Below are 25,306 nucleotides of genomic sequence, written 5' to 3'. Positions count from 1 at the left end.
GCCGAAGCGCGGCTCAGATGATCCCGCCGCCCAGCATCAGCCGAAGCGCGAAGATGATGATCAGCACGATGTTGAGGTTTCGCCCGCCATTGCTGGACGAAAGCGCACCAACCGCCGCACCGACGATGCCGATCGGGATCACGAACCAGTTCAGCCAGCCGAGCAAGGGCATGAACGCGACAAGGCCCAGAACCAGGGTGACGAGGCCGATCAGGACCGAAACGATGTTGAGCATGAGATCAACATGGGGGACCTTCAGTGTGTTACAAGGGCGAGACACATGGAAGCTCATGCTGCGCCCTCCCCGCCGTTTCATGACGGAAGCCGCATGACGACCTTGAAACGGGGACAGCCACGGGCGGGGACCAAGCGCCATACGGCCGCGGCGATCGCCATCGCGCTGCTCGCCGTCTCCTGTGGCCCTGCGTCAAATGAGCCAACGTCGGCCGCGGCCAGCGCCAGCCAGCAGGAACTGGCAAACGGCACTGGCACGGCCAACAGCGCAGATCGGGATCCCGCGATTGAAGCCGCCTTGCGCGATCAAATCATGGTCGATCCAAAGCTGGTGCAGCAGGCCAATGCCGACACGCTGCGCCCGCCAGCCCAGCCCGAATCGCTCGCTTTGCCCCCCGAAACCATCGCGGATGCCGCTCACCAGCCAGTCGCTGGCCAGCTCCGCTCGGCGCCCGCCGCCTCCCCCCAATGCCCGCAATGCGCGGCGGCGCGGCGTGCGCTAACCCTCGGCGCTCTCGCTGCAAGCCAGGGCACATCGGCGGATTGCGTTCAGCAGATCGCCTATTCGGCCGGCTGGGCGAACCGCCTTCCGGCAGAGGTGCCGCTATATCCGGACGCCCGCGTGCTGGAGGCCGCCGGGGCCGACGGGCAAGGCTGCGCACTTCGCGTCGTGAGTTTCGTCAGCGCGGCGCCGATGCAGCGGCTGCTGGACTGGTATTACACGCGCACCGCCGACGCCGGCTACCGCGCCGGTCACGGCACTGACGCCGACGAGCATGTTCTCGCCGGCACCCGGCAATCGGCCGCGTTCATGCTGAGGCTCCGTCCACGTGCCGGCGGGGGTACGAATGTCGATCTGATGGTGGACGCTGCCCGCTGACCGCCCTTCCGCCATGCCCTCCTTGGGTCTAGGGCGATCAAATGAATGCATTGGTTCTGGTGATGGCGGGCGGCGCGTTGGGCGCGGGCCTGCGCCATCTGGTTGGCCGCGCGGCCTTGTCTGCGCTCGGGGCTGGTTGGCCCTGGGGCACGCTCTTCGTCAACATCGCCGGTGGCTTGGCGATGGGTGTTCTCACCGCCGCCTCGTCGCGGCTGGCGAACGGAGAGCCATGGCGCCTGTTCCTGGGGGTCGGCGTGCTCGGCGGCTTCACCACCTTTTCGGCCTTTTCGCTTGATACAGTTATGATGATGGAACGTGGCGCCTGGGCGCAGATGTTCGCTTATGTCGCCCTCTCCGTGCTGGGGTCCATCGCAGCACTGGCGTTGGGCTTCGGCGTGGCGAGGTCCGCAGCATGAGCGACGCAGTTCGCCAATTTACCGTCGCGCCTGATGACGACGGCATTCGCGTTGATCGCTGGTGCAAGCGGCACTTGCCCGACACCAGCTTCACCACCGTCGCGAAATGGGCTCGCACTGGGCAGCTTCGGCTGGACGGAGCCCGTGTCGGGCCCGGCGATCGCGTTGCCGCCGGTCAGGTTCTGCGCCTTCCGCCACCCGAGCCGGTCCGCGTCGATACCAAGCCCAAGCGCGAGCGTCCGCCGCTCAGCGAAGATGAGGCAGCATTCGCGCGTGAAATGGTGATCCACAAGGATCAGGCCGCGCTGGTGCTGAACAAGCCACCTGGGCTTGCCACTCAGGGGGGGACCAAGACGACGTCCCACGTCGACGGTCTCCTCGACGCCTTGCAGTTCGAGGCAGAGGGCCGGCCGAAGCTCGTTCACCGCTTGGACAAGGACACATCCGGCGCCCTGCTCGTCGCCCGTTCGGCGCGCGCCGCAGCCTTTTTCGCCAAATCGTTTTCCGGCCGCTCCGCCAAGAAGGTCTATTGGGCGCTTGTCGTGGGCGTTCCGTCCATCGACGACGGCACGGTTGATCTCCCGATCGCCAAGCAGCCGGGCACCGGCGGCGAAAAGATGCACGTGGATGAGGAGAACGGACAGCCGGCACGTAGCCGCTACCGCGTCATCGAACGTGCCGGCAATCGTGCCTGCTGGGTGGAATTGCAGCCGTTCACCGGACGCACGCATCAGCTACGCGTGCACATGGCGGCGATCGGCCATCCCATCGTCGGTGACGGGAAATATGGCGGCCCGGCAGCCTTTCTGACCGGCGGGATCAGCCGCAAGATGCACCTTCACGCCCGGCGGATCCGCGTGGATCATCCGGATGGCGGCGCGATTGACGTCACGGCCGAACTGCCCAACCATTTCGCCGAGAGCCTCGCCAATCTCGGCTTTGAGGAGTCGCAGGGCGATGCCATGCCGTCGGACGCGCCTCCGCCGATCACGCGGGAAGTGCGAAAGGCGAAAGCGCGCGCTCATGCCAAGCAGGTGCGCAAGGCCCGTCGTGGCGAACGTCGCGGCCGCGGATCCGCTCAATAACAGGCGTGCTGGCGCGCCATGCGCGTTCACGCGATTTGCGGGCCGCCCTGATCAGGCGACCCGCAATATCCTACCACGATCGTTAAACCTGGTGCTCCTTCTCGGAGCAGCCTGCGGCAGAGATCCTGCCGCGACGTCAGATGGTCAGCGCAATCAGCGGCTGGCCGATCGACAAGCCGATGGCGTGAGCGAACAGCAGCAGCGATGCGCCGGTGGTGATGCCCACCAGCACGTAACCGATATAGGTCACGGCAGGCGGATTCGGCCGACGCAACTTCGCGTTTCGCGACGCGCCCGAGAAGATGAAGCTTACCAACAAACCATATACGAATACTGCCGCGCCGACCATCGCCGTACCATTCCTGATAGAGATCTGTGAGGCTCGCCCCCCCGGGCCCGCTCTCGGTAACACCCTGCAATACACCATAAAGTTCATCCGTAACCAAGTGGTTGACGGCCTGTTGAACCCGTTGCGCTGTCATTCTGTCGTGACTGGCGCCTACGATCCGGTTGCGTCATAGGCCGTGCATGGCAACTGATCCCGCCCGATCGCGCTGGTTCGTTTTGGTGCTCGTTCGCCTCGCCACCGCTGCGGCCGCGATACTGGGTATCGTGCTGCTCGCCCGCGCGGCCGATGCACCCGGTAAGGTCCTTGGGGGCGCGCTCCTGCTCGTCGCACTATGGGCCATGGCCGTCGTACCGGCGGCGCTCGCCCGTCGGTGGCGGAGCCCCGCACAGTGAAGCGCTTCTGGACCAACGTCGCCGTCGATGCGGATGCGAGCATCAATCTGGACGGTCGGCCCGTGCGCACGCCTGGCCGCGCGCTGCTCGCGCTTCCGACCCCTGCCCTTGCCGCTGCCATTGCCGACGAATGGCGTGCCGTCGGGGATACCATCGATCCGCGCGCAATGCCGCTCACCGGCCTTGCCAATGCTGCGATCGATCGTGTTGCACCCGATCCGCAGGCCTTTGCCGCCGGGCTCGCTGCTTATGCTGAGAGCGACCTGCTATATTACCGGGCGGAGTCGCCGGCAGAGCTCGTCGCTCGTGAAGAAGCGGCGTGGGATCCCCTGCTCGCGTGGGCGCGCGAGCGTTACGACATCCACTTCGAAACGGTCAGCGGGGTAATGCACCAGCCCCAACCTGCCGCCACAATCGCCCGGCTCGCTGAGGCAGTGGCGAGTCGCCCGCCATTTGTGCTGGTGGCGCTTCAGCCTGTCGTCACGATCACCGGCACGCTGGTCGGTGCTCTTGCCCTTGCGGAAAAGGCGATCGACGCTGACACGCTCTGGTCAGCCGCCATCGTCGACGAAGTCTGGCAGGCGGAGCTTTGGGGAGAGGATCCCGAAGCGGCCAACGCGCGCGCCGCGCGCCGGCGGGACTTCGATTCGGCGGTCCGCTTCCTGGGCCTGGTCGACTAACGACTCAAACCGGATCGTTCACGCCGCCGTGCTTCAGCAGGCTGCGGATGAAGCCAATGATGCCGGTCTGACGCGATCGCTTCAGCCGCTCCGCCGCCAGGATCATGCGCACGCACTCGAAACAATGTTCGAGGTCGTCGTTGACCAGGACGTAGTCATAGCCGTCCCAATGGCTCACCTCATTGGCGGCACGCGACATGCGCGCATCGATCACGTCCTGGCTGTCGGTCGCCCGCTTCTGCAATCGATCGCGGAGCGTCGCCATGGACGGCGGCAGGATGAACACCCGGACCACGTCCCCGCCGGCTAGCTGGTGCAGCTGCTGCGCACCCTGCCAATCGATGTCGAACAGGATGTCATGTCCCTCGCTCAGCGTGTGGAAGACATCGGCCTTGGGCGTGCCATAGCGATTGTCGAAGACGTGCGCCCACTCCAGGAATTCGTGATTGGCGACCATCTCGCGAAATTTTTCCAGCGAGACGAAGTTATAGTCCTTACCATCCACCTCGCCAGGGCGGATCGGCCGTGTCGTGTAGGACACCGACATTGAAAGTTCGGGCTCGGCCTCGAGCAGCTTTCGCGCGATGGTGGATTTGCCGGCGCCCGACGGCGAAGAAAGAACGAACAGCACACCGCGCCGGCGCATGCCGTGCGGATCGTTGGGAGAGGAAGCGGCCATGCGCGCTACTGCCGCGGCTGGGGCGGGAGCGTCAAGGGCGCGGCCATATGCGGCCGAAATACTCCGCAAGCGGCTGATCGTCGCCGGTGCAAACCCGGACAGTCATCTTTTCGGCCGCGGCAAGGCCGCGTTCGCGTGCCCGTTACCGCATCCCACGACCTGCCATTCCCTTGCCGGCCCTCCGGCGATCGTACATCTTTTTCGCGACATACCCGCCACCCAGCAGCAGGCCCAATGGCCCGGTCCGCGTAACCGCCCGCGCGGCGAGCATCCCGATCGCTGCGCCCTTCAGGCCACCACGCCCGTCCCGCTGATCGAGTTCCTTACCAACAAGCGCGCCGATGATGGTGCGGAGCATGACTTTCCTTTCGATACGTACTTTGATCAACCCTGCGAGGACCGCCCGGTTCCCAGCATTGCCTCCGGCTTCACCACCCTGTCGAACGTCGCTTCATCTACCAGGCCCAGGTCCAGGCCTGCCTCCCGGAGCGTAAGCCCTTCCGAATGGGCGTGTTTCGCGATCTTCGCTGCATTGTCATAGCCGATCTCTGGCGCAAGCGCCGTCACCAGCATCAGCGAACGGTCAAGCAGATCGGCAATCCGGCGCTCATCCGCCTCCAATCCATCGACACATCGTTCCGCAAAGCTCTCCATGCCCACGGCCAGCAGCTCGATAGAACGCAACACAGCAGAACCGATCAACGGCTTGAAAACGTTGAGTTCCAGATGGCCCTGCATCCCGCCCACCGTGATCGCCGTGTGGTTTCCAATTACCTGCGCAGCTACCATCGTCAGCATCTCGACCTGGGTAGGATTGACCTTCCCTGGCATGATTGAGCTGCCCGGCTCATTGGCCGGCAATATAAGTTCACCAATTCCGCACCGCGGCCCCGAGCCCAGCAATCGGATGTCGTTGGCGATCTTGGTCAGCGCGACGGCCAGGGAGTTCAGCCGTCCGGACAGGTCGACTAGCGTGTCGTTGCTGGCGAGAGCCTCGAACTTGTTTGGCGCCGTCTCGAAAGAAAAGCCCGTAAGCGCAGTGAGCTCGGCAGCCACATCCTCGCCAAAACCGGCAGGAGCGTTCAGGCCGGTTCCGACCGCCGTACCGCCCTGCGCCAGAAGCGAAAGCCCATGTTCGATAAGCGGCTGCAGTCTTTTCCGCGCGAGCCTTAACTGCATCGAATAGCCAGAGAATTCGTCGCCGAGCGTAAGCGGGGTCGCATCCTGCATGTGGGTACGGCCAATCTTGACGATTCGCTGCCAGGCTTCAGCTTTCTCGAAAAGCGCCCCTTCAAGACGCTCAAGCGCAGGGAGCAGCCGACGGCTCGTCGCAAGTGCCGCCGCTACATGGAGCGCGGTAGGAAAGGAGTCGTTCGACGATTGCCCACGGTTCACATCATCATTCGGGTGAACGGGTGATTTGCCCCCGCGTTGACCGGTCAGGATCTCGTTCGCGCGGCCGGCAATAACCTCGTTCACGTTCATGTTGCTCTGGGTACCACTGCCGGTCTGCCAGATCACAAGGGGAAACTGGTCGTCCAGCTTGCCCGAAATTACTTCCGCCGCGGCAGCCTCAATCGCATCCGCCTTCTGCGGATCGAGCCCGTGCTTGCGATTAACTCGCGCAGCAGCCTGCTTCACCAGCGCGAGCGCGTGAACGATCGCGAGCGGCATCCGCTCGGTTGACGGAAAGGGAAAGTTCTCCATCGAGCGCTGGGTCTGGGCACCCCAATACGCTTCCGCCGGCACCTCAATGGCGCCGAGCGAGTCGGTTTCGGTCCGAGTGGTCATTTGCGTGTCCCCGCGAAAGGCAGGGAAACAAGCATCGAGCACGCGCTTCGGTTGCATCGGGAAGCGCGTGCTTTTCAGGCTAAAGCGCCCGAGGGCTTACTTCTTGCGCTTGAAGTCCACGCTGACGACGTTTGAGCCGTCCTCGCTTGATGAGGGTGACGAAGGACCGTCGTTCTCAGCCGGATCATGCGGCTCCGGTCCATCTCCCGGGCCTTCCTGAGCCTGGAAGCGCAGCTCGAAGTTGACCGCCGGATCATGGAAACCCGTGATCGCCGAGTAAGGAATCACAAGCTTGGACGGCACCTGATTGAAGCTGAGCCCGACCGAGAAGCGTTCGCCATCCACCATCAGGTCCCAGAAGCGGTTCTGAAGCACGATGGTCATTTCATCGGGGAAACGCTCGATCAGCCGCTTGGGGATGTCTACCCCGGCAGCCTGAGTCTTGAAGGTGATGTAGAAATGGTGGTCGCCCGGCAATCCGCCGCCCGTGGCCACTGAGCCGAGCACACGCGCAACGACGGCGCGCAGCGCTTCCTGTACGATCTCGTCATACGGAATCAGGCTATCTGGTGCTTGGTCGTCCATTCTCGTCATGGGTAACGGTCGCAATCGGCTGGTCAAGATTGCATGACGCACCGGCGCCGCTATGTGCGCGCAATGCGCACCGCCACGATCCGCCGCGACACCAGCGAAACCAAGATTGCGGTTACCGTCAACCTGGACGGCACTGGCAATTATCGCGTTTCTACAGGCGTCGGCTTTTTCGACCACATGCTGGAACAGCTGTCCCGGCATTCGCTGATCGATCTCGACGTTGAGACCAAGGGCGATCTGCACATCGATCAGCACCATACGGTGGAGGACACCGGGATCGCTATTGGTGAGGCAATTGCACGTGCCCTGGGCGACAAGCGCGGCATTCGGCGGTACGGCGACGCGTTGTCGCCGATGGACGAGACGCTGACCCGCGTTGCGCTCGACATTTCGGGTCGTCCTTGGCTCGTATGGAAAACGGATTTCAGCCAGAAGCGGCTGGGCGAGATGGACACCGAGCTGTTCAAGCATTGGTTCCACAGCTTCGCTCAGGCGGCAGGGATCACCCTGCACGTCGAGACGCTGCACGGCGAGAACAATCATCACATCGCCGAAAGTGCGTTCAAGGGCTTGGCGCGAGCCTTGCGCAAGGCGATCGAAATCGATCCCCGCAAGGCCGATGCCATTCCATCGACCAAGGGTGTGCTGTGAATTTCGGAATTGGTAGCAGCATGTCCGCGGGGGCTGGGGCCAGCTGATGCTCGCATTGGTAGATATCCAGTCCGGCAACCTGCACTCCGTTGAGAACGCTCTTCGCGCCGCCGGTGCCGCTGACGTCACGATCACGGCCGATCCCGAGCTGATCCGCCAGGCCGACCGCGTGGTGCTTCCCGGCGTCGGCGCTTTTGGCGCGTGCGCGGCGAACCTGCGCTCCGTTGACGGCTTGGAAGCATCCTTGCGCCAGCGAGTGCTCGACGATGGCGTACCGTTCCTCGGCATCTGTGTCGGCATGCAGCTGCTGGCAGAGCACGGCGAGGAGCTCGGGCATCATCGCGGCCTCGGCTGGTTTGCCGGCAGCGTACGACGCCTGGATCCCGCCGGCACGGACGCCAAGGTGCCGCACATGGGCTGGAACGATGTGTCGCCGCGCGGAGATCACCCGCTGGTACCCGCCGGCGAAGCATATTTCCTTCACAGCTTCGCTTATGAAGGCGAAGGCGTCATCGCCCAGACCTCCCATGCTGGCCAGGTTACGGCTGCGATCGGCCGTGACAACATCGTCGGCGTGCAGTTCCATCCCGAGAAGAGCCAGCGCTACGGCCTCGATCTTCTCGCCCGTTTCTTGAAGTGGCGTCCATGAGCCTGATTGTATTTCCCGCGATTGACCTGAAGGCCGGTCAGGTAGTCCGCCTTGCAGAAGGCGATATGGACCGCGCCACCGTCTATGGTGATGATCCCGCGGCGCAGGCGATGCTGTTTGCTGATGCGGGTGCCGGGCACCTCCACGTGGTGGACCTGGATGGTGCCTTTGCTGGCGAAAGCAGGAACGGAGAGGCGGTTCGCTCCATCGTCGCGCGCTTCCCGGGACATGTGCAGCTTGGCGGCGGCATTCGTACGCCGAAGAGCGTGGAGGCCTGGTTTGACGCGGGGGTGGCGCGGGTGGTGATCGGCACCGCAGCGCTGGAGAACCCCAGCTTTGTACGAGAGATGGCATCTGCCTTCCCGGGCGGCATCGTGGTTGCGGTGGACGCCCGCGACGGCATGGTTGCGACCAAGGGGTGGGCAGAAATCTCCACGACCAGCGCGGTTGATCTTGCCCGCCGCTTCGAGGACGCCGGCGTCGCTGCCGTCCTGTTCACCGATGTCGGTCGAGACGGTCTGCTGAAGGGCTGCAACGTCGAGGCGACTGTGGATCTCGCGCGCGCTGTATCGATCCCGGTGATCGCCAGCGGCGGGGTCAAGGGAATTGACGAGATCCACGTTCTGGCCCTTCATACCCGCGATGGTGTTGAAGGTGTGATCACCGGACGCGCCCTTTACGACGGGCGACTTGATCTTCGCGCCGCTCTCAGCGTGGCGGCCGCAGCGTGATGCACTCACTCGCCACAAGAACCAGCCGCAACGAGCCTGACGGTGCTCGGGATTGCTCGCAGCCGACTGCACGGAGCGGCCAATGACCGTACGAGCCAGGGTGATCCCCTGCCTCGATGTGGCGGATGGCCGCGTCGTGAAGGGCGTCAATTTTGTTGATCTCGTGGACGCAGGTGATCCGGTTGAGCAAGCGCGGGCCTATGATGCTGCCGGCGCTGACGAACTGTGCTTCCTCGACATCACCGCCAGCCATGAGGGCCGCGACACCATCTTGGATGTCGTGAAACGGACGGCAGCCGTTTGCTTCATGCCGCTGACCGTTGGCGGCGGTGTGCGGAGCGCGGATGATGCACGCGCGCTCTTGCTTGCGGGGGCTGATAAAGTCGCCGTGAACTCTGCCGCCGTGTCGCGGCCGGAGGTGGTTGCCGAAATCGCCGAGCGATTCGGCAGCCAATGTTGTGTCGCAAGCGTCGACGCGAGGCGCACGGACAATGGGTGGGAAGTTTTCACTCACGGTGGTCGCCGCCCCACCGGCATCAATGCGGTGGAGCATGCCTTGCGCCTGGCTGAGCTAGGTGCCGGCGAGATCTTGCTCACTTCGATGGACCGCGACGGAACCCGCGACGGCTACGATCTTGAACTAGTCAGGGCTGTGGCTGATCGAACAACGGTTCCCGTCGTCGCATCCGGCGGCGTCGGGAAAATCGACGATCTGGTTCGCGGGATCACTGAAGGTCATGCCTCCGCTGTTTTGGCGGCATCGATCTTCCATTTCGGACAGGCAACGATCGCTGAGGCACATGCAGCGCTAGCTCACGCCGGTGTACCTGTGCGATCGCATATAGCGGTGGGTAGCTGACCCACCCTGCTTTCGGATCGGCGCGGGCCCTAGTCTCGCAACACGGAAGAGCAATTGTCGACAATGCCGATGCCCTCCCTTGCGGCCACTACGACTGTTGCAGCGGTCTCCACCCCGCGGACTGGCCCCGAGCTTTCTGACGTCGCTTTATTCCTGATCGCCGCCACGGCGGTCTGGCTGACGCGGAGAGCGTTGCGCAATCGCGGCGGCAAAGGTTGACCTGAGCGCGCGTGCGCGGCACCTCGCGGCCATGGCCGACGACATTCTCGAGCGTCTAGAAACGACGATACGCGCCCGCAAGGATAGCCCGGCGGTGCGGTCCTATACCGCCAGCCTTTTCTTCCAGGGGCGGCACAAAATCGCTCAAAAGGTCGGCGAGGAAGCCGTCGAAACCGTGATTGCGGCCTGCTCCGGCGAGGATCAGGACATCGTTCCGGAGGCTGCTGACCTCATTTTCCACCTCTTGATTCTTCTCGCTGATGCCGGCCTCAGCTTGGACGATGTCCGGCGGGAACTCGCACGGCGCGAGGGGCAATCCGGCCACGATGAAAAGGCCGGGCGTCCGCTTTCCTTCCGCCCCGAATAAGGCTGAGCACATGCCCGTTGATGCCACCGCCCCCTATGACGATCAGAACATCTTTGCTCGCATTCTGCGCGGAGAGATCCCGTCGCGCCGAGTATATGAGGATGAATTCGCGCTGGCATTCCATGATATTGCGCCCTGGTCGCCGACGCATATCCTCGTGATCCCGAAGGGCGCCTACGTCAGCTGGGATGACTTCTCCGCGAAGGCCAGCGACGCCGAAATTGCCGGCTTCGTGCGAGCGGTCGGGCTTGTCGCACGCGAAGCCGGCCTCGTCGAACCGGGATACCGGCTACTCGCCAACGCCGGGCCGCATAGCCACCAGGAAGTCCCGCACTTGCATGTTCACATTCTCGCCGGGCGTCCTTTGGGGCCTATGCTGGTCGAAAACGATAGTCGCAAGTAACGGAGAAGACGCAATCTTGCAGGGCGATGCCGTGAGGGATTGCGCGCGGCCGATCTCCCGCTAGTTTCGCGCGATTCAAGAAATGGGCGGCCGCAAAGGCCGCGCCTCCTGGGGGAAAGGGCCGCATGATCTTTGGCCGAGTAAAACCGCTCGATGCCATCTTGGCGACTGCCGAGAAGAAATCGCTTCATCGTACCTTGGGCTGGTTCCAGCTCACATTGTTCGGCATCGGCTGCGTCATCGGCACCGGCATTTTCGTGCTGACCTCCGCAGGGGCACAGAAGGCCGGTCCGGGCCTGATGCTCGCCTTCGCGATCGCCGGCGCGATCTGCATTGTCGCCGCGCTGTGTTATGCCGAAATCGCTGCCATGATCCCGGTTGCGGGATCCGCCTACACCTACAGTTACGCCACCATGGGCGAGATGATCGGGTGGACGGTCGGTTGGGCCCTGATCCTCGAATATGCCGTTGCCGCCAGCGCGGTGTCGGTGGGTTGGTCCGGCTATTTCACCGGCACGATCCTGAATGAATTCCTCGGCATACACCTGCCAGCCTGGCTGTCCGGCGCACCGCTTGCTCTAGGCGGCGTCGAAGGCGGCTTTATCAATCTGCCTGCGGTGGTCATTTCCCTTCTGATCACTTGGCTGCTCATGGTCGGCACCACCGAAAGCGCGCGGGTCAATGCGGTGCTGGTGGCGATCAAGGTGACGGCGCTTACCGCCTTCATCGCGCTCACCATCCCGTCTGACGCGTTCGACACTGATCGCTTCAACCCGTTCCTTCCCGCCGGCGTCTTTGGCGGCTTCGGCACCGGCGTCGGTGCGGTCGGCGCCGCGGCGACGATCTTCTTCGCCTATGTCGGCTTCGACGCGGTCTCGACCGCGGCTGAGGAAACCAAGAACCCGCAGCGCAATGTTCCTATCGGCCTCGTTGGCTCGCTGCTGTTCTGCACCGTCTTCTACATCCTGGTGGCCGCGGGTGCGATCGGCACCGTTGGTGGTCAGCCGATCATGGGCCCGAATGGCGTGCCCTTCCCGGCCGGCTCGGAAGAGCTCGCTCGTCAGTGCGCCACTTACGCCGCCAACGACCTACCGCTCGTCTGCTCGAACGAGGCGCTTGCCCATGTGCTGCGTCAGATCGGCTGGTCGGGTGTCGGCAACATGCTGGGCATCGCTGCCTTCCTCGCGCTCCCGTCGGTCATCCTGATCCTGATGTTCGGCCAGACCCGCATCTTCTTCGTGATGAGCCGTGACGGTCTGCTGCCGGAGCGCCTGTCCGCGGTGCACCCGAAGTGGAAGACTCCGTACATCGTTACGGCGATCACCGGCGCGGCCGTGGCTTTTGCCGCCGCCTTCCTGCCGGTGGGCAAGCTCGCGGATATCGCCAATGCGGGTACGCTTTATGCGTTCATGATGGTCGCCATTGCGGTCATGATCCTGCGCCGCACCGAGGCGAATCGTCAGCGCAGCTTCCGCACGCCGGGCTTGTGGATTGTCGGGCCGCTGACGATCGCAGGCTGCATCTTCCTGTTCTTCAACCTGCCGTTGGACGCGATGCTGGTCCTGCCGCTCTGGGGCATCCTCGGCCTCGCGATCTACTACGGCTACGGCTATCGTGCCTCGCACCTCGGCCGCGGCCTGGTTGAAGTGCATGAGAGCGAAGCCGTGCACGACGTTGATCCGACAATGCCCGGCACCCACTAAGGTCCCGGCGAAGACTTGAAATGAAAAGGGCCGGAGCGATGCTCCGGCCCTTTTAGCATCTGCTTGGCGGCGGGCCGAGGCTCGCCTAACCAGCGACTATGACTGGGCTCCCCACGACCGAAAAAGCCGCCGCTGCCGAGCTTGAGCATCTGGCGGGCGAAATCGCGCGCCACAATCGCCTCTACCATACGGACGACGCGCCGGAGATTTCGGACGCGGACTATGACATGCTGGTCCGGCGGAACAATGCGCTGGAAGCAGCCTTCCCGCACCTCGTCAGACCGGATTCGCCTTCTCGCCAGGTCGGTGCTGCACCCGCGGGGCATTTGGCAAAGGTGCAACACGCGCGGCCGATGACCAGCCTCGACAACGCCTTCTCCGACGAGGAGGTCGAAGACTTCGTCGCTCGAATTCGACGCTTCCTGCGCCTGCCCGAGGATGAGGAGGTCGCACTCACTGCCGAACCGAAGATCGACGGCCTTTCCTGCTCGCTGCGCTATGAAGGCCGACGCCTGGTGCAAGCGCTGACGCGCGGAGACGGCACCACGGGCGAGGACGTCACTGCCAATGTCCGCACCATCGCTGACATCCCGATCACGCTGCCCGAGGACGCACCCGACATCTTCGAGGTTCGAGGCGAGGTGTATATGGCCAAGGCCGACTTTGCGGCGCTGAACCAGCGGCTCGCCCAGGAAGCGGCAGAGAACGGCAAGGAAGCGCGCCAGTTTGCAAACCCCCGCAATGCCGCGGCTGGCTCGCTGCGGCAGAAGGATGCAGCCGTGACGGCGCGCCGGCCGCTGCGCTTCCTTGCCCACGGTTGGGGAGAAGCCAGTGCCCTTCCCGGTCAAACGCAGTCCTCGGTAGTTGCCGCCGTCCGGCAATGGGGCTTCCCCGTTGCTGACGATTTCGCGACCGTTGCCACCGCTGCCGAAGCGCTGGCGCAGTACCGAGCCATTGAACGAAAACGTGCCGACCTGCCGTTCGACATCGATGGGGTGGTCTACAAGATTGATCGCCTCGACTGGCAGGAACGACTCGGCTTCGTCGCCCGCGCACCGCGCTGGGCGATTGCACATAAATTCCCCGCCGAACGGGCCCAGACCACTCTCAACGACATCGACATACAGGTTGGTCGCACGGGGAAGCTGACCCCCGTCGCGAAGCTGGAACCCGTCACTGTCGGCGGCGTGGTGGTGCGTAATGCCACCTTGCACAATGCGGACGAGGTCGCGCGGCTGGGCGTTCGTCCGGGCGACCGCATCGTTGTGCAGCGCGCGGGTGATGTGATCCCGCAGATCGTCGAAAATCTAACCGCTGCGGACAATCGTCCCGCTTGGCACTTCCCCACCCACTGCCCCGAATGCGGCTCAGAGGCTGTGCGAGAGCCAGGCGAGGTCGACTGGCGCTGCTCGGGTGGCCTGGTGTGTCCTGCGCAACAGGTTGAACGCCTGCGTCACTTTGCCTCCCGCCATGCTCTGGACATCGAAGGGCTTGGCATCACCAATATCGAAAGCTTCTTCGCCGACAAACTGATCGCGACCCCCGCTGACATCTTCCGCCTGACCGAGGAACAGCTTCTCGCCCGGGAGCGGTGGGCGGAAGTGTCCGCGCGAAATCTGATCGCCGCGATCAACGCCAAACGCCAGCCGCCGCTCGACCGCTTCCTGTTCGCGCTGGGAATCCGGCATATTGGTGAAGTAACGGCTCGCGACCTGGCCAGGCGCTGGCGCAGCTGGAACGCCTTCCGTGGCATGGTGGAGGCTGGAATCCAAAAACGTGACGGCATGCTTCGGGCGGTGGGAGAGAGCGATGACAAGCTGCTTGCCCGCACCGCCAAGGAATTGGCCGCGATCGTCGACACTAAGCAGGTTGGCCCAGAAGTCGCCTTGGCGCTGATCGACTTCTTCGCGGAAGAACGGAACGACTCGGCAGTGGCCGACCTGCTCGGCCAGCTTATGCCAGCCGACGTGGTACATGAGACTCGCGCTTCAGAGATTTCCGGAAAGACCGTCGTCTTTACCGGCACGTTGGAGACGATGAGCCGTGACGAGGCAAAGGCGCAGGCCGAGACGCTCGGGGCCAAGGTTTCCGGTTCAGTATCGGCGAAAACCGATCTGGTCGTCGCTGGTCCCGGCGCTGGTTCAAAGGCGAAGAAGGCCGCAGAACTGGGCATCCGCGTGGTTGACGAAGCCGGCTGGCAGGCGATCGTATCGGCCGCAGAATAGGCCCGGGCGCACCTGTCGCCTTTTTGCAACGCAGCAAAATCAAAATTGGTTCCCCTTGGATTCTGCTCGCCCGCGTAACCGAACAGAAATATTGCGCGGGCACGGGCGCGGCAGCGGTTCAGGCACCGCGTGCCAGAGCATGAGCTCCAAGGGGAATTTGATTAATGCGACACAACCTGTTTCTGGGTGCGGCTGTTGTTGCGCTCGTCGCGCCAGCGGGTGCGATGGCACAGGAAACCACGTCGGTTATCCGCGGCACGGTGACTGCTGCAGGTGCGCCGGTTGCGGGTGCGACGGTGACAATCGTCAACGTTCCGTCTGGCACCACCAGCACGGTGACGACCGATGCGAATGGTTCGTTCAACGCCTCTGGCCTTCGTGTCGGCGGCCCCTTCTCCGTCACGGTGGCCGCAAGCGGCTACCCGCAGGTCACTGTCACCGACATCTTCACGGTCGTTGCGCAGGCATATGACCTGCCGATCGAATTGCAGGCTGAGAGCACCGAGGCGGCCGGCGGCGACATCGTCATCACCGCGTCGCGCGTCGCAAATGCCCGTACGGTCAGCCAGGGCCCGGCAACCGTTCTGTCGGCTGCCGACATCGCAAGTGTCGCGTCGGTGAACCGCGACGTGCGCGACCTGATGCGCCGTGACCCGTTCGCCCGTCTTGATGACACGCCCTCGGGCGGCCGCGCTGTCAGCTTCGCGGGCCAGAACGCACGTTTCAACCGTTTCTCGGTCGACGGCGTGCCTGTCACGGACAACTTCGGCCTCAACCCCGATGGCCTCCCCACCCGCCGCTCGCCGATCCCCTTCGACGCGATCGGGCAGTTCCAGACCAAGGTGGCGCCGTATGACGTGCGTGAAGGCAACTTCCAGGGCGGCGCGATCAACGCGATTCTGAAGTCGGGCACGAACAGCTTCCACGGCACCGGATTCTACGCCTATTCTGACGCTGGGCTCACCGGCAAGGAAACCAAGGCAGGCCCGGGTGTTCCCACCGGCCGCGTGAACATCCCGGATTTCAAGTACGAGAACTACGGCGCGCAGCTGTCCGGCCCGATCATCAAGGACAAGCTGTTCTTCATGGTCGCTGGTGAGCGCATCCGCGCCAATACGCCGATCGCCGAAGGCACGCTGGGCAACAACGCTGGCGCGGTGGTGCCGAACATTACCGACGCCCAGGTCGATCGGATCCGCAGCATCGCCCAGTCGCGTTATGGCTATGAGACGGGCGGCGTTCTGAACGACGCAAAGGATCGTGACGATCGACTGGTGGCGCGTATCGACGCCAACCTGTCGGACACGCAGCGCGCTTCGGTGACGTACCTGTACACCAAAGACTCGATCCAGATGAACCAGAACACCTTCCTGACCGGCACGCCGGGCCTGGGTCTGGAGTCTAACGGCTACGTCGGCTCGAACCGCCTGCACACCGGTGTGTTCCAGCTAAACAGCGACTGGACCGACGAGTTCTCGACCGAGGTTCGCGGCTTCTACAAGGATTATAAGCGCGGTCAGGATCCGATCCTGGGTCGCGGCTTCGCTCAGATGCAGGTCTGCACCGCGCCGACCAGCGATCGCAGCACTGGCGCTGCCGCGAGCAACGATCTGGCAGGCACTTGCCAGTCGGGGTTCGGCAATGTTTCCTTCGGCCCGGACGTCTCGCGTCAGTCCAACGAGCTGACCAGCCGTACGTACGGCGGCCTGGTGCAGGCACGCTTGACCCGCAACAATCACGACCTGCGGATCTTCGCCGAGTTCCAGGACACGGACATCTTCAACCTGTTCGTGCAGCGCACCGCGGGCGACTACTACTTCGACTCGATCGCCGACTTCGAAGCTGGCAACGCGCAGCGCTTCCGCTACGGCAACGCTGTGCCGAGCCTGGATCCGGCAGACGGCGCCGCGAAGTTCCGCTACCAGTCCTACACCTTTGGTATCCAGGACACCTGGCGGATCAGCGACATCCTGACGCTCGCCTATGGCGCGCGTTATGATCTCTACGGCGGCGACAGCCGGCCGGAGCTGAACTCGTCGTTCCTGAGCCGCTACGGTTTCCCGAACACCTCGTACATCTCGGGTCGCGGTGTGTTCCAGCCGCGCGTCGGCGTGGACTTCAAGCCCACCCGCGAACTCTCGATCCGCGGCGGCATCGGCATCTTCTCGGGCGGCTCGCCGGACGTGTATGTGTCGAACAGCTTCTCCAACACGGGCTTCCTGACCAACGCAATCGACGTGCGTCAGCTGAACGGGGGCGGCTACACCGTTCCTGGGCTGAATGGCGCCGATGCGGTAACCACGGGCCAGGCAATCCTCACCGGGGTCAACGGCGCAGTTATTCCTGGGCAGGCGAACGCCGTGCTGAACAATGCGACCGTGAGCACGCAGTCGCCGACCAACGCCCTGGATCCGAACTTCAAGGTCCCGTCGCAGTGGCGCGGCACCCTGTCGTTCGACTATGATCCGGATTGGGGCGGTACCTTCGGCAGTGGCTGGAACTTCGGTGCCGATTTCCTCTGGTCCGACGTTCGCAACCAGGTGTTCTTCACCGACCTTCGCGTGATCCCGACGGCACTTCGTACGCCGGACGGCCGCGTTCGGTATGCGTCGGCCACGAACTTCTCCGATACGAACCAGGATCTTTTCCTGACCAACACCACTAAGGGGCGCAGCCTCGTGGCCGTTGCGCGTATCGCCAAGGAGTTTGACTTCGGTCTCCGTGCGGCGGTCAGCTATAGCTATCAGGACATCAAGGATCAGGCTCCTGCCACTTCCTCGACGGCATCGTCGAACTACGGCAACGGCGCCTTCTTCGATGCCAATGGTGCAGCTTACGGCATCTCCAACGACGAAGTTCGCCACAACATCAAGTACAACGTGAGCTTCAACCGCGCGTTCTTCGGTGACTACAAGACGAACTTCACCCTGTTCGGTGAAACGCGCATCGGTCGTCCGTTCAGCTACACGATGCAGGAACTTTCGAACGCCCGTTCGGGTGTGTTCGGGACGGCCGGCAACGGCTCACGTTACCTGCTCTATGTGCCGACCTCGACCACGGACGCGCTGGTTTCGTACGACACCACGGCTACTCGTGATTATCTCGACAACCTGATCAATTCGACGAAGCTGGGTAAGTACCGTGGCAAGATCGCGCCGCGCAACGCCTTCAACTCGAAGTGGTTCACTCGGTTCGACCTCCATATCGGCCAGGAAATCCCGACCTTTGTCGGCGACAGCCGGGTCGAGCTGTTCATGGATATCGAGAACCTGACCAACCTCATCAACAAGAACTGGGGTCAGGTGCGCGAGTATCAGTTCCCGTACACCATCCCTGCGGTCCGCGTGTCGTGCCTGCAGGCTCCAGTGGCGACCGGCACCGCGCCGGGAACTGCAGCAACGGCGAACACGAGCCAGGCCTGTGCGCAGTATCGCTACAGCGCACCAGCCGCGACACCGACGGACACGGTCTACTCGCGTCAGTCGCTCTACTCGATCCGCATCGGCGCGCGCTTCACGTTCTGATCGCGCTGATCTGATCTGACTTCGGGCCACCGTTCCCCTCGGGTGAACGGTGGCCCTTCGTTTTTTGCGCGTCGGCAAACGGACGTGTACAGGATCCGGGATGGCGACCACCCTCCCCGGCCCTGCTTCCACGACGGCCCCGATCCGGCCGAGCAACCTGGCCGTAAGACCGTTTTTCGAAGACAAGGCGCGCGCATTCTGGGTCCTGCAAGCAGCCGGTTGGACTGGCTATCTGGTTCTCAGGACCGTTTCGTCGATCTCAAACGGCTTCACTCTTCAGGGGGTGATCAGCACGATTGTGGAAACGATCGTCGGCTATTGCATCACGCTGCTGCTATCCGTGCTTTACGGCTTCTACCGCGGACTTCCGCGGATCACGGCGATCGTTCTGACGGTCCTGACGCTTGGCGCCGCCACCTTCGTCTACGCATTGCTCGACACATTTTCGTTCAGCTTCATCAAACTGTCCGCGCCCGGCGTTGACGTGAAGCTGCTGATCGGCGCGCTGTTTCTTAACTTCACTGTGCTTGCCGGCTGGTCAGCGCTATATTTCGGGATCAACTTCTACCTGATCGTCGAAGAGCAGATCGATCAGCTTCAGCACCTGGAAACACAAGCCTCGTCGGCGCAACTGGCCATGTTGCGCTACCAGCTCAACCCGCACTTTCTGTTCAACACGCTTAACTCGATCTCGACGTTGGTCCTGCTGAAGCAGACCGAGCGAGCCAATGCGATGCTCAGCCGGCTTTCGAGTTTTCTGCGGTACACGCTGGTGAACGAGCCAACGGCGCACGTGACGCTGGCGCAGGAGGTTGAAACGCTGAAGCTCTATCTCGAAATCGAGAAGATGCGTTTCGAGGATCGGTTACGGCCGAAATTTGAGATTGATCCGGCTGCGGAGCGGGCGCGGTTGCCCTCGCTGCTGCTGCAACCTTTGGTCGAAAATGCGATCAAATATGCGGTGACCCCCAAGGAGGAAGGCGCCGAAATCTGCGTAACCGCGCGGCTCAACGGCGATAGAGTGCGGATCGGCGTATCGGACACCGGGCCGGGCTTGCAGCCAACAAAGAACAAGCCAAGCCTTTCCACCGGGGTGGGGATTGCCAATATCAGGGAGCGGCTACAGCAATCGTTCGGAACGGATCATCGTTTTGAGCTCCGCGCCATGCCGACAGGCGGCTTCGGCGTGGAGATCGAGATACCGTTCCAGGTGGAATAACAGGGGTGCAATCGGGGGGTAGCGAAGTTTGATGACTGCCAGTCCAGTAAGAACGGACGGGCGGCATTCGTATCGGAGATCGACCAGACCATGACCATCCGCACCATTCTCGTCGACGACGAGCCACTCGCAATCCAGGGCTTGGAGCTCCGATTGCAGGTGCACGACGACGTCGAGATCATCGCCAAGTGCCAGAACGGGCGCGAGGCGATCAGCGCGATCAAGACACACAAGCCCGACCTGGTCTTCCTCGACATCCAAATGCCAGGGTTTGACGGATTTTCGGTGGTCCAAGGCCTCATGGAAGTGGAGCCGCCGCTCTTCGTCTTCGTCACCGCGTATTCCGATCACGCGCTGCGCGCCTTTGAAGCGCAGGCGGTCGACTATCTGATGAAGCCAGTGGAAGAGGCCCGGCTCGCGGACACGCTGGACCGCGTACGCCAGCGGCTCGCCGAAAAATCGAGCGTGAACGAAGCCGAAAAGCTGAAAGAGGCACTGGCCGAACACGCACCAGAGGCGGCAGCCGAGATCGTCGATGGCGGCGATGGCCCGACCGCCAGCCGATTCGAGAAGCTGATCAACGTCAAGGATCGCGGTCAGATCTTCCGCGTCGACGTCGACACGATCGAAATCGTCGAAGCGGCCGGTGATTACATGTGCATCAAGACCGCCGATAACACGTTGATCCTGCGCGAGACGATGAAGGACTTGGAAAAGCGGCTCGACCCGCGGCGGTTTCAGCGCGTCCATCGCTCGACCATCGTCAACCTGGATCAGGTGCGCCAGGTGAAGCCGCATACGAACGGAGAGTGTTTCCTGGTCTTGGATTCCGGGGCGCAGGTGAAGGTGAGCCGCAGCTATCGCGATGTTGTCGCTCGCTTCGTTCACTAGGCTTTAGCCGGATGCGCCGCTTCGGTTCGGGCCGGAGCGGCAATCAAGTCCCTTAATGCGTCCTGGTAAATTGCCGTCGCGGTGGGGTGTTACCGGAACGCCCGAGACCTGCTAGGGGCGGCGCCATGCTTACGATCAACGGCATCCAAGTCCCTTAATGCGTCCTGGTAAATTGCCGTCGCGGTGGGGTGTTACCGGAACGCCCGAGACCTGCTAGGGGCGGCGCCATGCTTACGATCAACGGCATCACCGTACGCCTGGGCGGGCGTGCGATCCTCGACGGCGCCTCGGCTTCTCTGCCGCCGGGAAGCCGCGTCGGGCTGATTGGCCGCAACGGCGCTGGCAAGTCGACGATGGTCAAGGTCATCGCTGGCCAGCTTGAGCCCGACGGTGGCTCGATCGACATGCCGCGAGGCGCGCGCATCGGATATATCGCACAGGAGGCGCCCGCCGGTGACGCTACGCCGTTCGAGACCGTACTTGCGGCCGATCTCGAACGCGCCCGCTTGATGGAGCAAAGCGAGACTGAAGCCGATCCCGAAAAGCTGGGCGATATCTACGAACGGCTGATCGCAATCGACGCCTATACGGCACCGGCTCGAGCGTCGCAGATCCTGCTTGGACTGGGTTTTGACGAAGAGGCTCAGAACCAGCCACTGGATAGCTTTTCGGGCGGCTGGAAGATGCGGGTCGCGCTAGCTGCGCTGCTGTTCTCGCAGCCTGACCTGCTGTTGTTGGACGAGCCTTCGAACCACCTCGATCTCGAAGCGGTGATGTGGCTTGAGGATTTCCTGCGATCCTATCGCGCAACCATCGTCGTGGTCAGCCACGAACGCGATTTCCTGAACAACGTGGTCGACCACATCCTGCACCTCCAGGGCGGCAAGACGACGCTTTATGTCGGCGGTTATGATGCCTTCGAACGGCAGCGTGCGGAGCGGATGGCTCAGATCGCGGCGGCCAGAGCCAATCAGGATGCGCAGCGGGCCAAGCTGCAGGACTATATCGCCCGCAACTCCGCTCGCGCATCGACGGCCAAGCAGGCTCAGAGCCGCGCAAAGATGCTGGCACGCATGCAGCCGATCGCCGAGCTTGCGAACGATCCGACCCTGTCCTTCGCCTTCCCCGATCCCGAGCCGCTTCGGCCACCGCTGATCACGCTGGATCACGCGAGCGTCGGCTATGGCGAAACACCGATCCTGAGGCGTCTCAATCTGCGCATGGATCCCGACGATCGGATCGCGCTGCTCGGGCGCAACGGCAACGGCAAGACGACGCTCGCCCGCCTGGTGGCCGCGCAGCTCGCACCAATGGATGGCACGCTCGCGGCCAGCAACAGGATGCGTGTCGGCTATTTCACCCAGTACCAGGTCGAGGAACTAGACGCCGACGATACGCCGCTCGCCCACATGACGCGCGTTATGCCCAACGCCACGCCGGCGGCAGTGCGCGCCCAGCTCGGCCGGTTCGGCTTTTCCGGCGACCGTGCCACCTCCAAGGTCGGCAAGATGTCGGGTGGAGAGCGCGCCCGTCTCGCCCTCGCCCTGATCACGCGCGAGGCACCTCACCTGCTGATCCTCGACGAACCTACGAACCACCTGGATGTGGATGCGCGTGAGGCGCTTGTCCAAGCGCTGAACGATTACAAGGGTGCCGTCCTCATCGTCAGCCACGACCGCCATATGGTCGAGTTGACCGCGGACCGCCTGGTGCTCGTCGACGCTGGCACGGCACGCGAGTTCGACGGAAGCCTCGACGATTATGTCGCCTTTGTCCTTGCCAAGGAACCGAAGAGCGAAGGCAAGGCGCGCAAGGAAGACCGGAAGGCTGCGGCGGAAAAGCGCGAGAGTGACAAGGCCTGGCGCAAGGCGGCTAAGGAGGCAGAGGCAGAGATTGCGAAACTCGGCACCGAGCGTTCGGCCGTGGACCGCGCCATGTTCGATCCTGCAGGTGCCGAGAAGTCGCTTGCAGGGTTGACCATGACGGAGCTGATGAAGCGGCGGGCCACCCTGGTAGAGCAGATCGAGGCAGCCGAAGCGCGCTGGCTTGAGGCAACCGAGGCTTTGGAAACTGCCTGACGCCCGTCACCGCCGTCTGCGGACTGTTGCGCCAGCGGCCGCGTCCGGCTCGGTAATGCTCTAGTCGCTTCATCCGCACCATGGGCCGAGCAACAAGCAGCCTACCCGTGTGGGAACGGCAAGCCGTCTCCGTCACTAGTCGTCCCGATTAGAACGACAGGGCAAGCCGTTGAAGCATCTGACGTGCCGGGCTTTCGCCTGCCGGTCCGACCGCCTGAGCCTCATCAAGCCGTGCCACCCGGCGGTGCAGCTCAACGCTGGCGCCGACAAGTCGCTGCGCCCGCATCGGCAGTTCGGCCGCCACGGTCGGGTCCGTCTGCGGCGCCTCTCCAAGCCGTCGCGACGGATGCATCGCATCGCCGGACCTAAGCTCTCCGGCGAACATTGCGCGTTGCGTCAGTAGCCAGGCGATCACGTGCATCAGTCGGGTGGTGACCTTCAGCGACTCGCAGCTGAAGGTTACCCGCGCCATTGGCGACAGGCTGTCCCGCTCTTCGCGCCCACCATCGTCAAAATAACTGCGAGCGTCGTCGGCCAGCACCATCGCTTCCACATAGAGTGAATTGATCAAGCGCCTTTGAACGGGCGAATCCTGGATGCTTGCCTGCATCTGCCACTGTTATCCTGCCTCCTGGCCAATGGCACAGGATCTAGTCGCAGTGACTTCGTCGCCTTCGTCCCAAAGCGATACTCAGGCGATGATGTCCGGGATCAGCTGGTCTTCGATCAACGCAATTTCATCGCGCAGGAGAAGCTTGCGCTTCTTCAATCGCGCAAGCTGCAATTGATCCTGGGGTCCTTGGCTGGAAAGCGCCGTGATGGCCGCGTCCAGATCGCGATGCTCGGTCCGGAGCGCCCCCAGCCTCGCGATTAAGTGCGTATCGTCCACCACCTGGCCTCCCTTGCTCGGCTCCCTAGCAGAGACTCCACCGTCCAGCACCTTTATCGTTACACGCGCGAGACGTCCCGCATTGCGGTCAGCCGGTCGACCGTTAACCCTTTTCGCCCGCGACTTTTCGGCCCGTCAGTGATTTACTCCTGAGTTCCGTCAAGCAAGCAAGGAGGTTCCTGATATGCAGACTGCGCATCGTTCGGCTCTGGAGGCCAAGCATGCCCTGCTCGATCAGCGCATCGACGACGAACGGCATCGGCCGATGCCGGACACCATGTTGATTGCGGACCTCAAGAAGCAGAAGCTGCGCCTTAAGGAAGAGATTTCCGCGCACTGACAAAAGCCGGGGTTCGGCGCGGGCATCCCGCGCCGAGTTCCATCATCCCCCGATCTGACGTGCGACTGCTTTGCGAGTCGCGGCACCATATGGCGGCTTCAGCCCGGCAATCTTCGCTACATCGAGCTTCGACTGCTGGAAGACAGCCTTGGCGTGGCTGAAGGTACGAAAACCGTCCAGGCCGTGGTAGGAACCCATGCCTGAAGGCCCCACGCCGCCGAATGGCAGGTCTTCCATCGACACATGGAAAATCACGTCATCCAGCGTCACGCCGCCGGAAATCGTGCGGTCCAGCACGCGCCGGCGCTCCTGCTCATCCTTGCCGAAATAATATAGGCCAAGCGGGCGATCGCGCCGGTTCACCTCGGCAATGGCGCTGTCGATCCCGTCGTACCGACGCACAGGCAGGACCGGGCCGAAGATTTCCTCCTGCATCAGCGTCATGTCGTCCGTCACATTCCGCACAATATGGAGCGGCATCTTGCGGCTGTTGGTGCTGCCAAAATCCTCGTTGGCGGGGTTAACCACCTCGACCTGACCACCCTTCGCCCGCGCATCCTCAATCCAGTCGTTCAGCCGCTGATAATGGCGATCGTTCACGACGCTTGTGTAGTCGGGATTGGAGAGCAACGTCGGGTACATGGCGCTTGCCGCAGACTTCAGGCCATCAACAACCGCATTTTCCTGGTCGGACGGAACCAGCACGTAATCGGGGGCGAGACAGATCTGCCCGGCGTTCAGCATCTTGCCGACTGCGACCCGCTCGGCGACCTGCGTCACGTCCGCACCCTTGCCCACAATCACGGGTGATTTGCCCCCCAGTTCGAGGGTGACGGGCGTCAGGTTGTCAGCAGCGGCGTGCAGGATGTGACGGCCGATCCCCGTTGCTCCCGTGAACAGCAGGTGATCGAAGGGCAGCTCCGCAAATGCCTGGCCCACATCCGCACCGCCTGACACGAACGCCAGCTCAGTTGGATCAAAGTAACGACCGACGATTTCCTCGAACAATGCCGCCGTGACTGGCGTATATTCGCTCGTCTTCACCATCGCTCGGTTTCCGGCGGCGAACACGCCGGCGAGCGGCGACATGACGAGGTTCACGGGGAAGTTCCACGGCGCGATCACGCCGATTACCCCCTTCGGCTGATACTCCACCCACGCCTTCGCCCCGAGGAGCCCCAACGGGAACTGAACGCCACGCTTCTCCGGCTTGGACCATTTATCCAAGTTCTTCAGCGCGTGGTTGATGGGGCCAATGGAGCCACCGATGTCGGTGATCATCGACTGCTCACGGCTGCGATGCCCGAAATCCTCGCTGAGCGCGTCGCAAAAACGGTCCGCATGGTCACGGATCATTGCCGAAGCTCGCTTCAGGCGGTCCTTGCGGATCGAAAGTGGCTCCGGCAGCGCGGCCATGAAGCTCTCACGCTGGGCGGCCAATATCTCCTTCATCACGTC

The 25,306-nt window shown here is 63.1% G+C and carries 27 protein-coding genes; 18 read left to right on the top strand and 9 right to left on the bottom strand.

Annotated features, from left to right (window positions below; all coding sequences use genetic code 11):
- Nucleotides 1-13: 13 nt before the first annotated feature.
- Nucleotides 14-292: a hypothetical protein gene (locus tag LK535_RS01405; protein ID WP_415837056.1), complete on the bottom strand. Its 279-nt coding sequence runs from the start codon at nt 290-292 to the stop codon at nt 14-16.
- A gap of 36 nt (nt 293-328) precedes the next feature.
- Between LK535_RS01405 and LK535_RS01400 the strand changes: the two genes are divergently transcribed.
- From LK535_RS01400 to LK535_RS01390, 3 genes are read left to right on the top strand one after another with little or no spacing between them, the layout of a single operon-like run.
- Nucleotides 329-1,114 (top strand): hypothetical protein, encoded by a 786-nt coding sequence (locus LK535_RS01400; protein WP_227770115.1) that lies wholly within the window; start codon nt 329-331, stop codon nt 1,112-1,114.
- Nucleotides 1,115-1,155: 41 nt separating this feature from the next.
- On the top strand, nt 1,156-1,530 hold the full coding sequence (gene crcB, locus LK535_RS01395) for a fluoride efflux transporter CrcB (RefSeq protein ID WP_227770114.1): 375 nt from the start codon (nt 1,156-1,158) through the stop codon (nt 1,528-1,530).
- The gene (locus tag LK535_RS01390; RefSeq protein WP_227770113.1) at nt 1,527-2,615 is read left to right on the top strand and encodes an RluA family pseudouridine synthase; all 1,089 of its coding nucleotides are present in this window, start codon (nt 1,527-1,529) and stop codon (nt 2,613-2,615) included. The genes crcB and LK535_RS01390 overlap by 4 nt, the downstream gene beginning before the upstream one ends.
- A gap of 136 nt (nt 2,616-2,751) precedes the next feature.
- Here LK535_RS01390 and LK535_RS01385 read toward each other — a convergent pair whose 3' ends face one another.
- A complete protein-coding gene (locus LK535_RS01385) occupies nt 2,752-2,964 on the bottom strand; it encodes a hypothetical protein (RefSeq protein ID WP_227770112.1) in 213 nt (70 codons plus the stop codon).
- Between the two features lie 179 nt (nt 2,965-3,143).
- On the opposite strand from LK535_RS01385, the gene LK535_RS01380 reads away from it, so the two are divergent.
- The gene (locus tag LK535_RS01380; protein ID WP_227770111.1) at nt 3,144-3,356 is read left to right on the top strand and encodes a hypothetical protein; all 213 of its coding nucleotides are present in this window, start codon (nt 3,144-3,146) and stop codon (nt 3,354-3,356) included.
- Nucleotides 3,353-4,036 (top strand): ATP12 family chaperone protein, encoded by a 684-nt coding sequence (locus tag LK535_RS01375; RefSeq protein WP_227770110.1) that lies wholly within the window; start codon nt 3,353-3,355, stop codon nt 4,034-4,036. The genes LK535_RS01380 and LK535_RS01375 overlap by 4 nt, the downstream gene beginning before the upstream one ends.
- Nucleotides 4,037-4,040: 4 nt before the next feature.
- On the opposite strand, the gene gmk is transcribed toward LK535_RS01375, so the two are convergent.
- The 4 genes from gmk to LK535_RS01355 all read right to left on the bottom strand — a co-directional run bounded on the left by gmk (nt 4,041) and on the right by LK535_RS01355 (nt 7,091).
- A complete protein-coding gene (gmk, locus tag LK535_RS01370) occupies nt 4,041-4,715 on the bottom strand; it encodes a guanylate kinase (protein WP_227770109.1) in 675 nt (224 codons plus the stop codon).
- A 142-nt stretch (nt 4,716-4,857) separates the two neighbouring features.
- Nucleotides 4,858-5,073 (bottom strand): hypothetical protein, encoded by a 216-nt coding sequence (locus LK535_RS01365; RefSeq protein ID WP_227770108.1) that lies wholly within the window; start codon nt 5,071-5,073, stop codon nt 4,858-4,860.
- Nucleotides 5,074-5,099: 26 nt separating this feature from the next.
- Nucleotides 5,100-6,506 (bottom strand): class II fumarate hydratase, encoded by a 1,407-nt coding sequence (gene fumC / locus LK535_RS01360; protein ID WP_227770107.1) that lies wholly within the window; start codon nt 6,504-6,506, stop codon nt 5,100-5,102.
- 96 nt (nt 6,507-6,602) lie between these two features.
- On the bottom strand, nt 6,603-7,091 hold the full coding sequence (locus tag LK535_RS01355; protein WP_227770106.1) for an SspB family protein: 489 nt from the start codon (nt 7,089-7,091) through the stop codon (nt 6,603-6,605).
- A gap of 72 nt (nt 7,092-7,163) precedes the next feature.
- Here LK535_RS01355 and hisB point away from each other — a divergent pair, with 72 nt between their 5' ends.
- From hisB to LK535_RS01295, 12 genes are all read left to right on the top strand, one after another.
- Nucleotides 7,164-7,751, top strand: a complete 588-nt coding sequence (hisB, locus tag LK535_RS01350; protein ID WP_227771028.1) for an imidazoleglycerol-phosphate dehydratase HisB — start codon at nt 7,164-7,166, stop codon at nt 7,749-7,751.
- A 43-nt stretch (nt 7,752-7,794) separates the two neighbouring features.
- The gene (hisH, locus tag LK535_RS01345; RefSeq protein WP_227771027.1) at nt 7,795-8,400 is read left to right on the top strand and encodes an imidazole glycerol phosphate synthase subunit HisH; all 606 of its coding nucleotides are present in this window, start codon (nt 7,795-7,797) and stop codon (nt 8,398-8,400) included.
- On the top strand, nt 8,397-9,131 hold the full coding sequence (hisA, locus tag LK535_RS01340; RefSeq protein WP_227770105.1) for a 1-(5-phosphoribosyl)-5-[(5-phosphoribosylamino)methylideneamino]imidazole-4-carboxamide isomerase: 735 nt from the start codon (nt 8,397-8,399) through the stop codon (nt 9,129-9,131). The genes hisH and hisA overlap by 4 nt, the downstream gene beginning before the upstream one ends.
- Before the next feature lie 82 nt (nt 9,132-9,213).
- Complete coding sequence (gene hisF, locus LK535_RS01335; RefSeq protein WP_227770104.1) at nt 9,214-9,990, top strand: imidazole glycerol phosphate synthase subunit HisF; 777 nt, start codon at nt 9,214-9,216, stop codon at nt 9,988-9,990.
- Nucleotides 9,991-10,240: 250 nt separating this feature from the next.
- Nucleotides 10,241-10,576 (top strand): phosphoribosyl-ATP diphosphatase, encoded by a 336-nt coding sequence (locus tag LK535_RS01330; RefSeq protein WP_227770103.1) that lies wholly within the window; start codon nt 10,241-10,243, stop codon nt 10,574-10,576.
- A gap of 10 nt (nt 10,577-10,586) precedes the next feature.
- Nucleotides 10,587-10,979, top strand: a complete 393-nt coding sequence (locus LK535_RS01325; RefSeq protein WP_227770102.1) for a histidine triad nucleotide-binding protein — start codon at nt 10,587-10,589, stop codon at nt 10,977-10,979.
- A gap of 125 nt (nt 10,980-11,104) precedes the next feature.
- Nucleotides 11,105-12,682: an amino acid permease gene (locus tag LK535_RS01320; protein WP_227770101.1), complete on the top strand. Its 1,578-nt coding sequence runs from the start codon at nt 11,105-11,107 to the stop codon at nt 12,680-12,682.
- A gap of 98 nt (nt 12,683-12,780) precedes the next feature.
- Nucleotides 12,781-14,907: an NAD-dependent DNA ligase LigA gene (ligA, locus tag LK535_RS01315; RefSeq protein WP_227770100.1), complete on the top strand. Its 2,127-nt coding sequence runs from the start codon at nt 12,781-12,783 to the stop codon at nt 14,905-14,907.
- Between the two features lie 164 nt (nt 14,908-15,071).
- Entirely contained in the window at nt 15,072-18,431 is a 3,360-nt protein-coding gene (locus tag LK535_RS01310) for a TonB-dependent receptor (protein ID WP_227770099.1), read from the top strand.
- A gap of 100 nt (nt 18,432-18,531) precedes the next feature.
- The gene (locus LK535_RS01305) at nt 18,532-19,650 is read left to right on the top strand and encodes a sensor histidine kinase (protein WP_227770098.1); all 1,119 of its coding nucleotides are present in this window, start codon (nt 18,532-18,534) and stop codon (nt 19,648-19,650) included.
- Nucleotides 19,651-19,740: 90 nt separating this feature from the next.
- Entirely contained in the window at nt 19,741-20,541 is an 801-nt protein-coding gene (locus LK535_RS01300) for a LytR/AlgR family response regulator transcription factor (RefSeq protein WP_227770097.1), read from the top strand.
- 227 nt (nt 20,542-20,768) lie between these two features.
- Nucleotides 20,769-22,619, top strand: coding sequence for an ABC-F family ATP-binding cassette domain-containing protein (locus tag LK535_RS01295; protein WP_227770096.1), 1,851 nt, complete (start codon nt 20,769-20,771; stop codon nt 22,617-22,619).
- Between the two features lie 148 nt (nt 22,620-22,767).
- Here the strand turns inward: LK535_RS01295 and LK535_RS01290 are convergent, their stop codons facing one another.
- Together LK535_RS01290 and LK535_RS01285 are read right to left on the bottom strand one after the other, a co-directional pair.
- The gene (locus tag LK535_RS01290; RefSeq protein WP_227770095.1) at nt 22,768-23,229 is read right to left on the bottom strand and encodes a DUF1465 family protein; all 462 of its coding nucleotides are present in this window, start codon (nt 23,227-23,229) and stop codon (nt 22,768-22,770) included.
- An 81-nt stretch (nt 23,230-23,310) separates the two neighbouring features.
- A complete protein-coding gene (locus tag LK535_RS01285; protein ID WP_227770094.1) occupies nt 23,311-23,508 on the bottom strand; it encodes a YdcH family protein in 198 nt (65 codons plus the stop codon).
- A gap of 184 nt (nt 23,509-23,692) precedes the next feature.
- Between LK535_RS01285 and LK535_RS01280 the strand changes: the two genes are divergently transcribed.
- On the top strand, nt 23,693-23,848 hold the full coding sequence (locus LK535_RS01280; RefSeq protein ID WP_227770093.1) for a YdcH family protein: 156 nt from the start codon (nt 23,693-23,695) through the stop codon (nt 23,846-23,848).
- Between the two features lie 42 nt (nt 23,849-23,890).
- Here the strand turns inward: LK535_RS01280 and LK535_RS01275 are convergent, their stop codons facing one another.
- Nucleotides 23,891-25,300 (bottom strand): coniferyl aldehyde dehydrogenase, encoded by a 1,410-nt coding sequence (locus LK535_RS01275; RefSeq protein WP_227770092.1) that lies wholly within the window; start codon nt 25,298-25,300, stop codon nt 23,891-23,893.
- Nucleotides 25,301-25,306: the final 6 nt, after the last annotated feature.

Source organism: Sphingomonas sp. IC4-52, assembly GCF_020707225.1.
Lineage (GTDB): Bacteria > Pseudomonadota > Alphaproteobacteria > Sphingomonadales > Sphingomonadaceae > Sphingomonas.
This window is presented reverse-complemented; position numbering and strand designations above follow the sequence as displayed.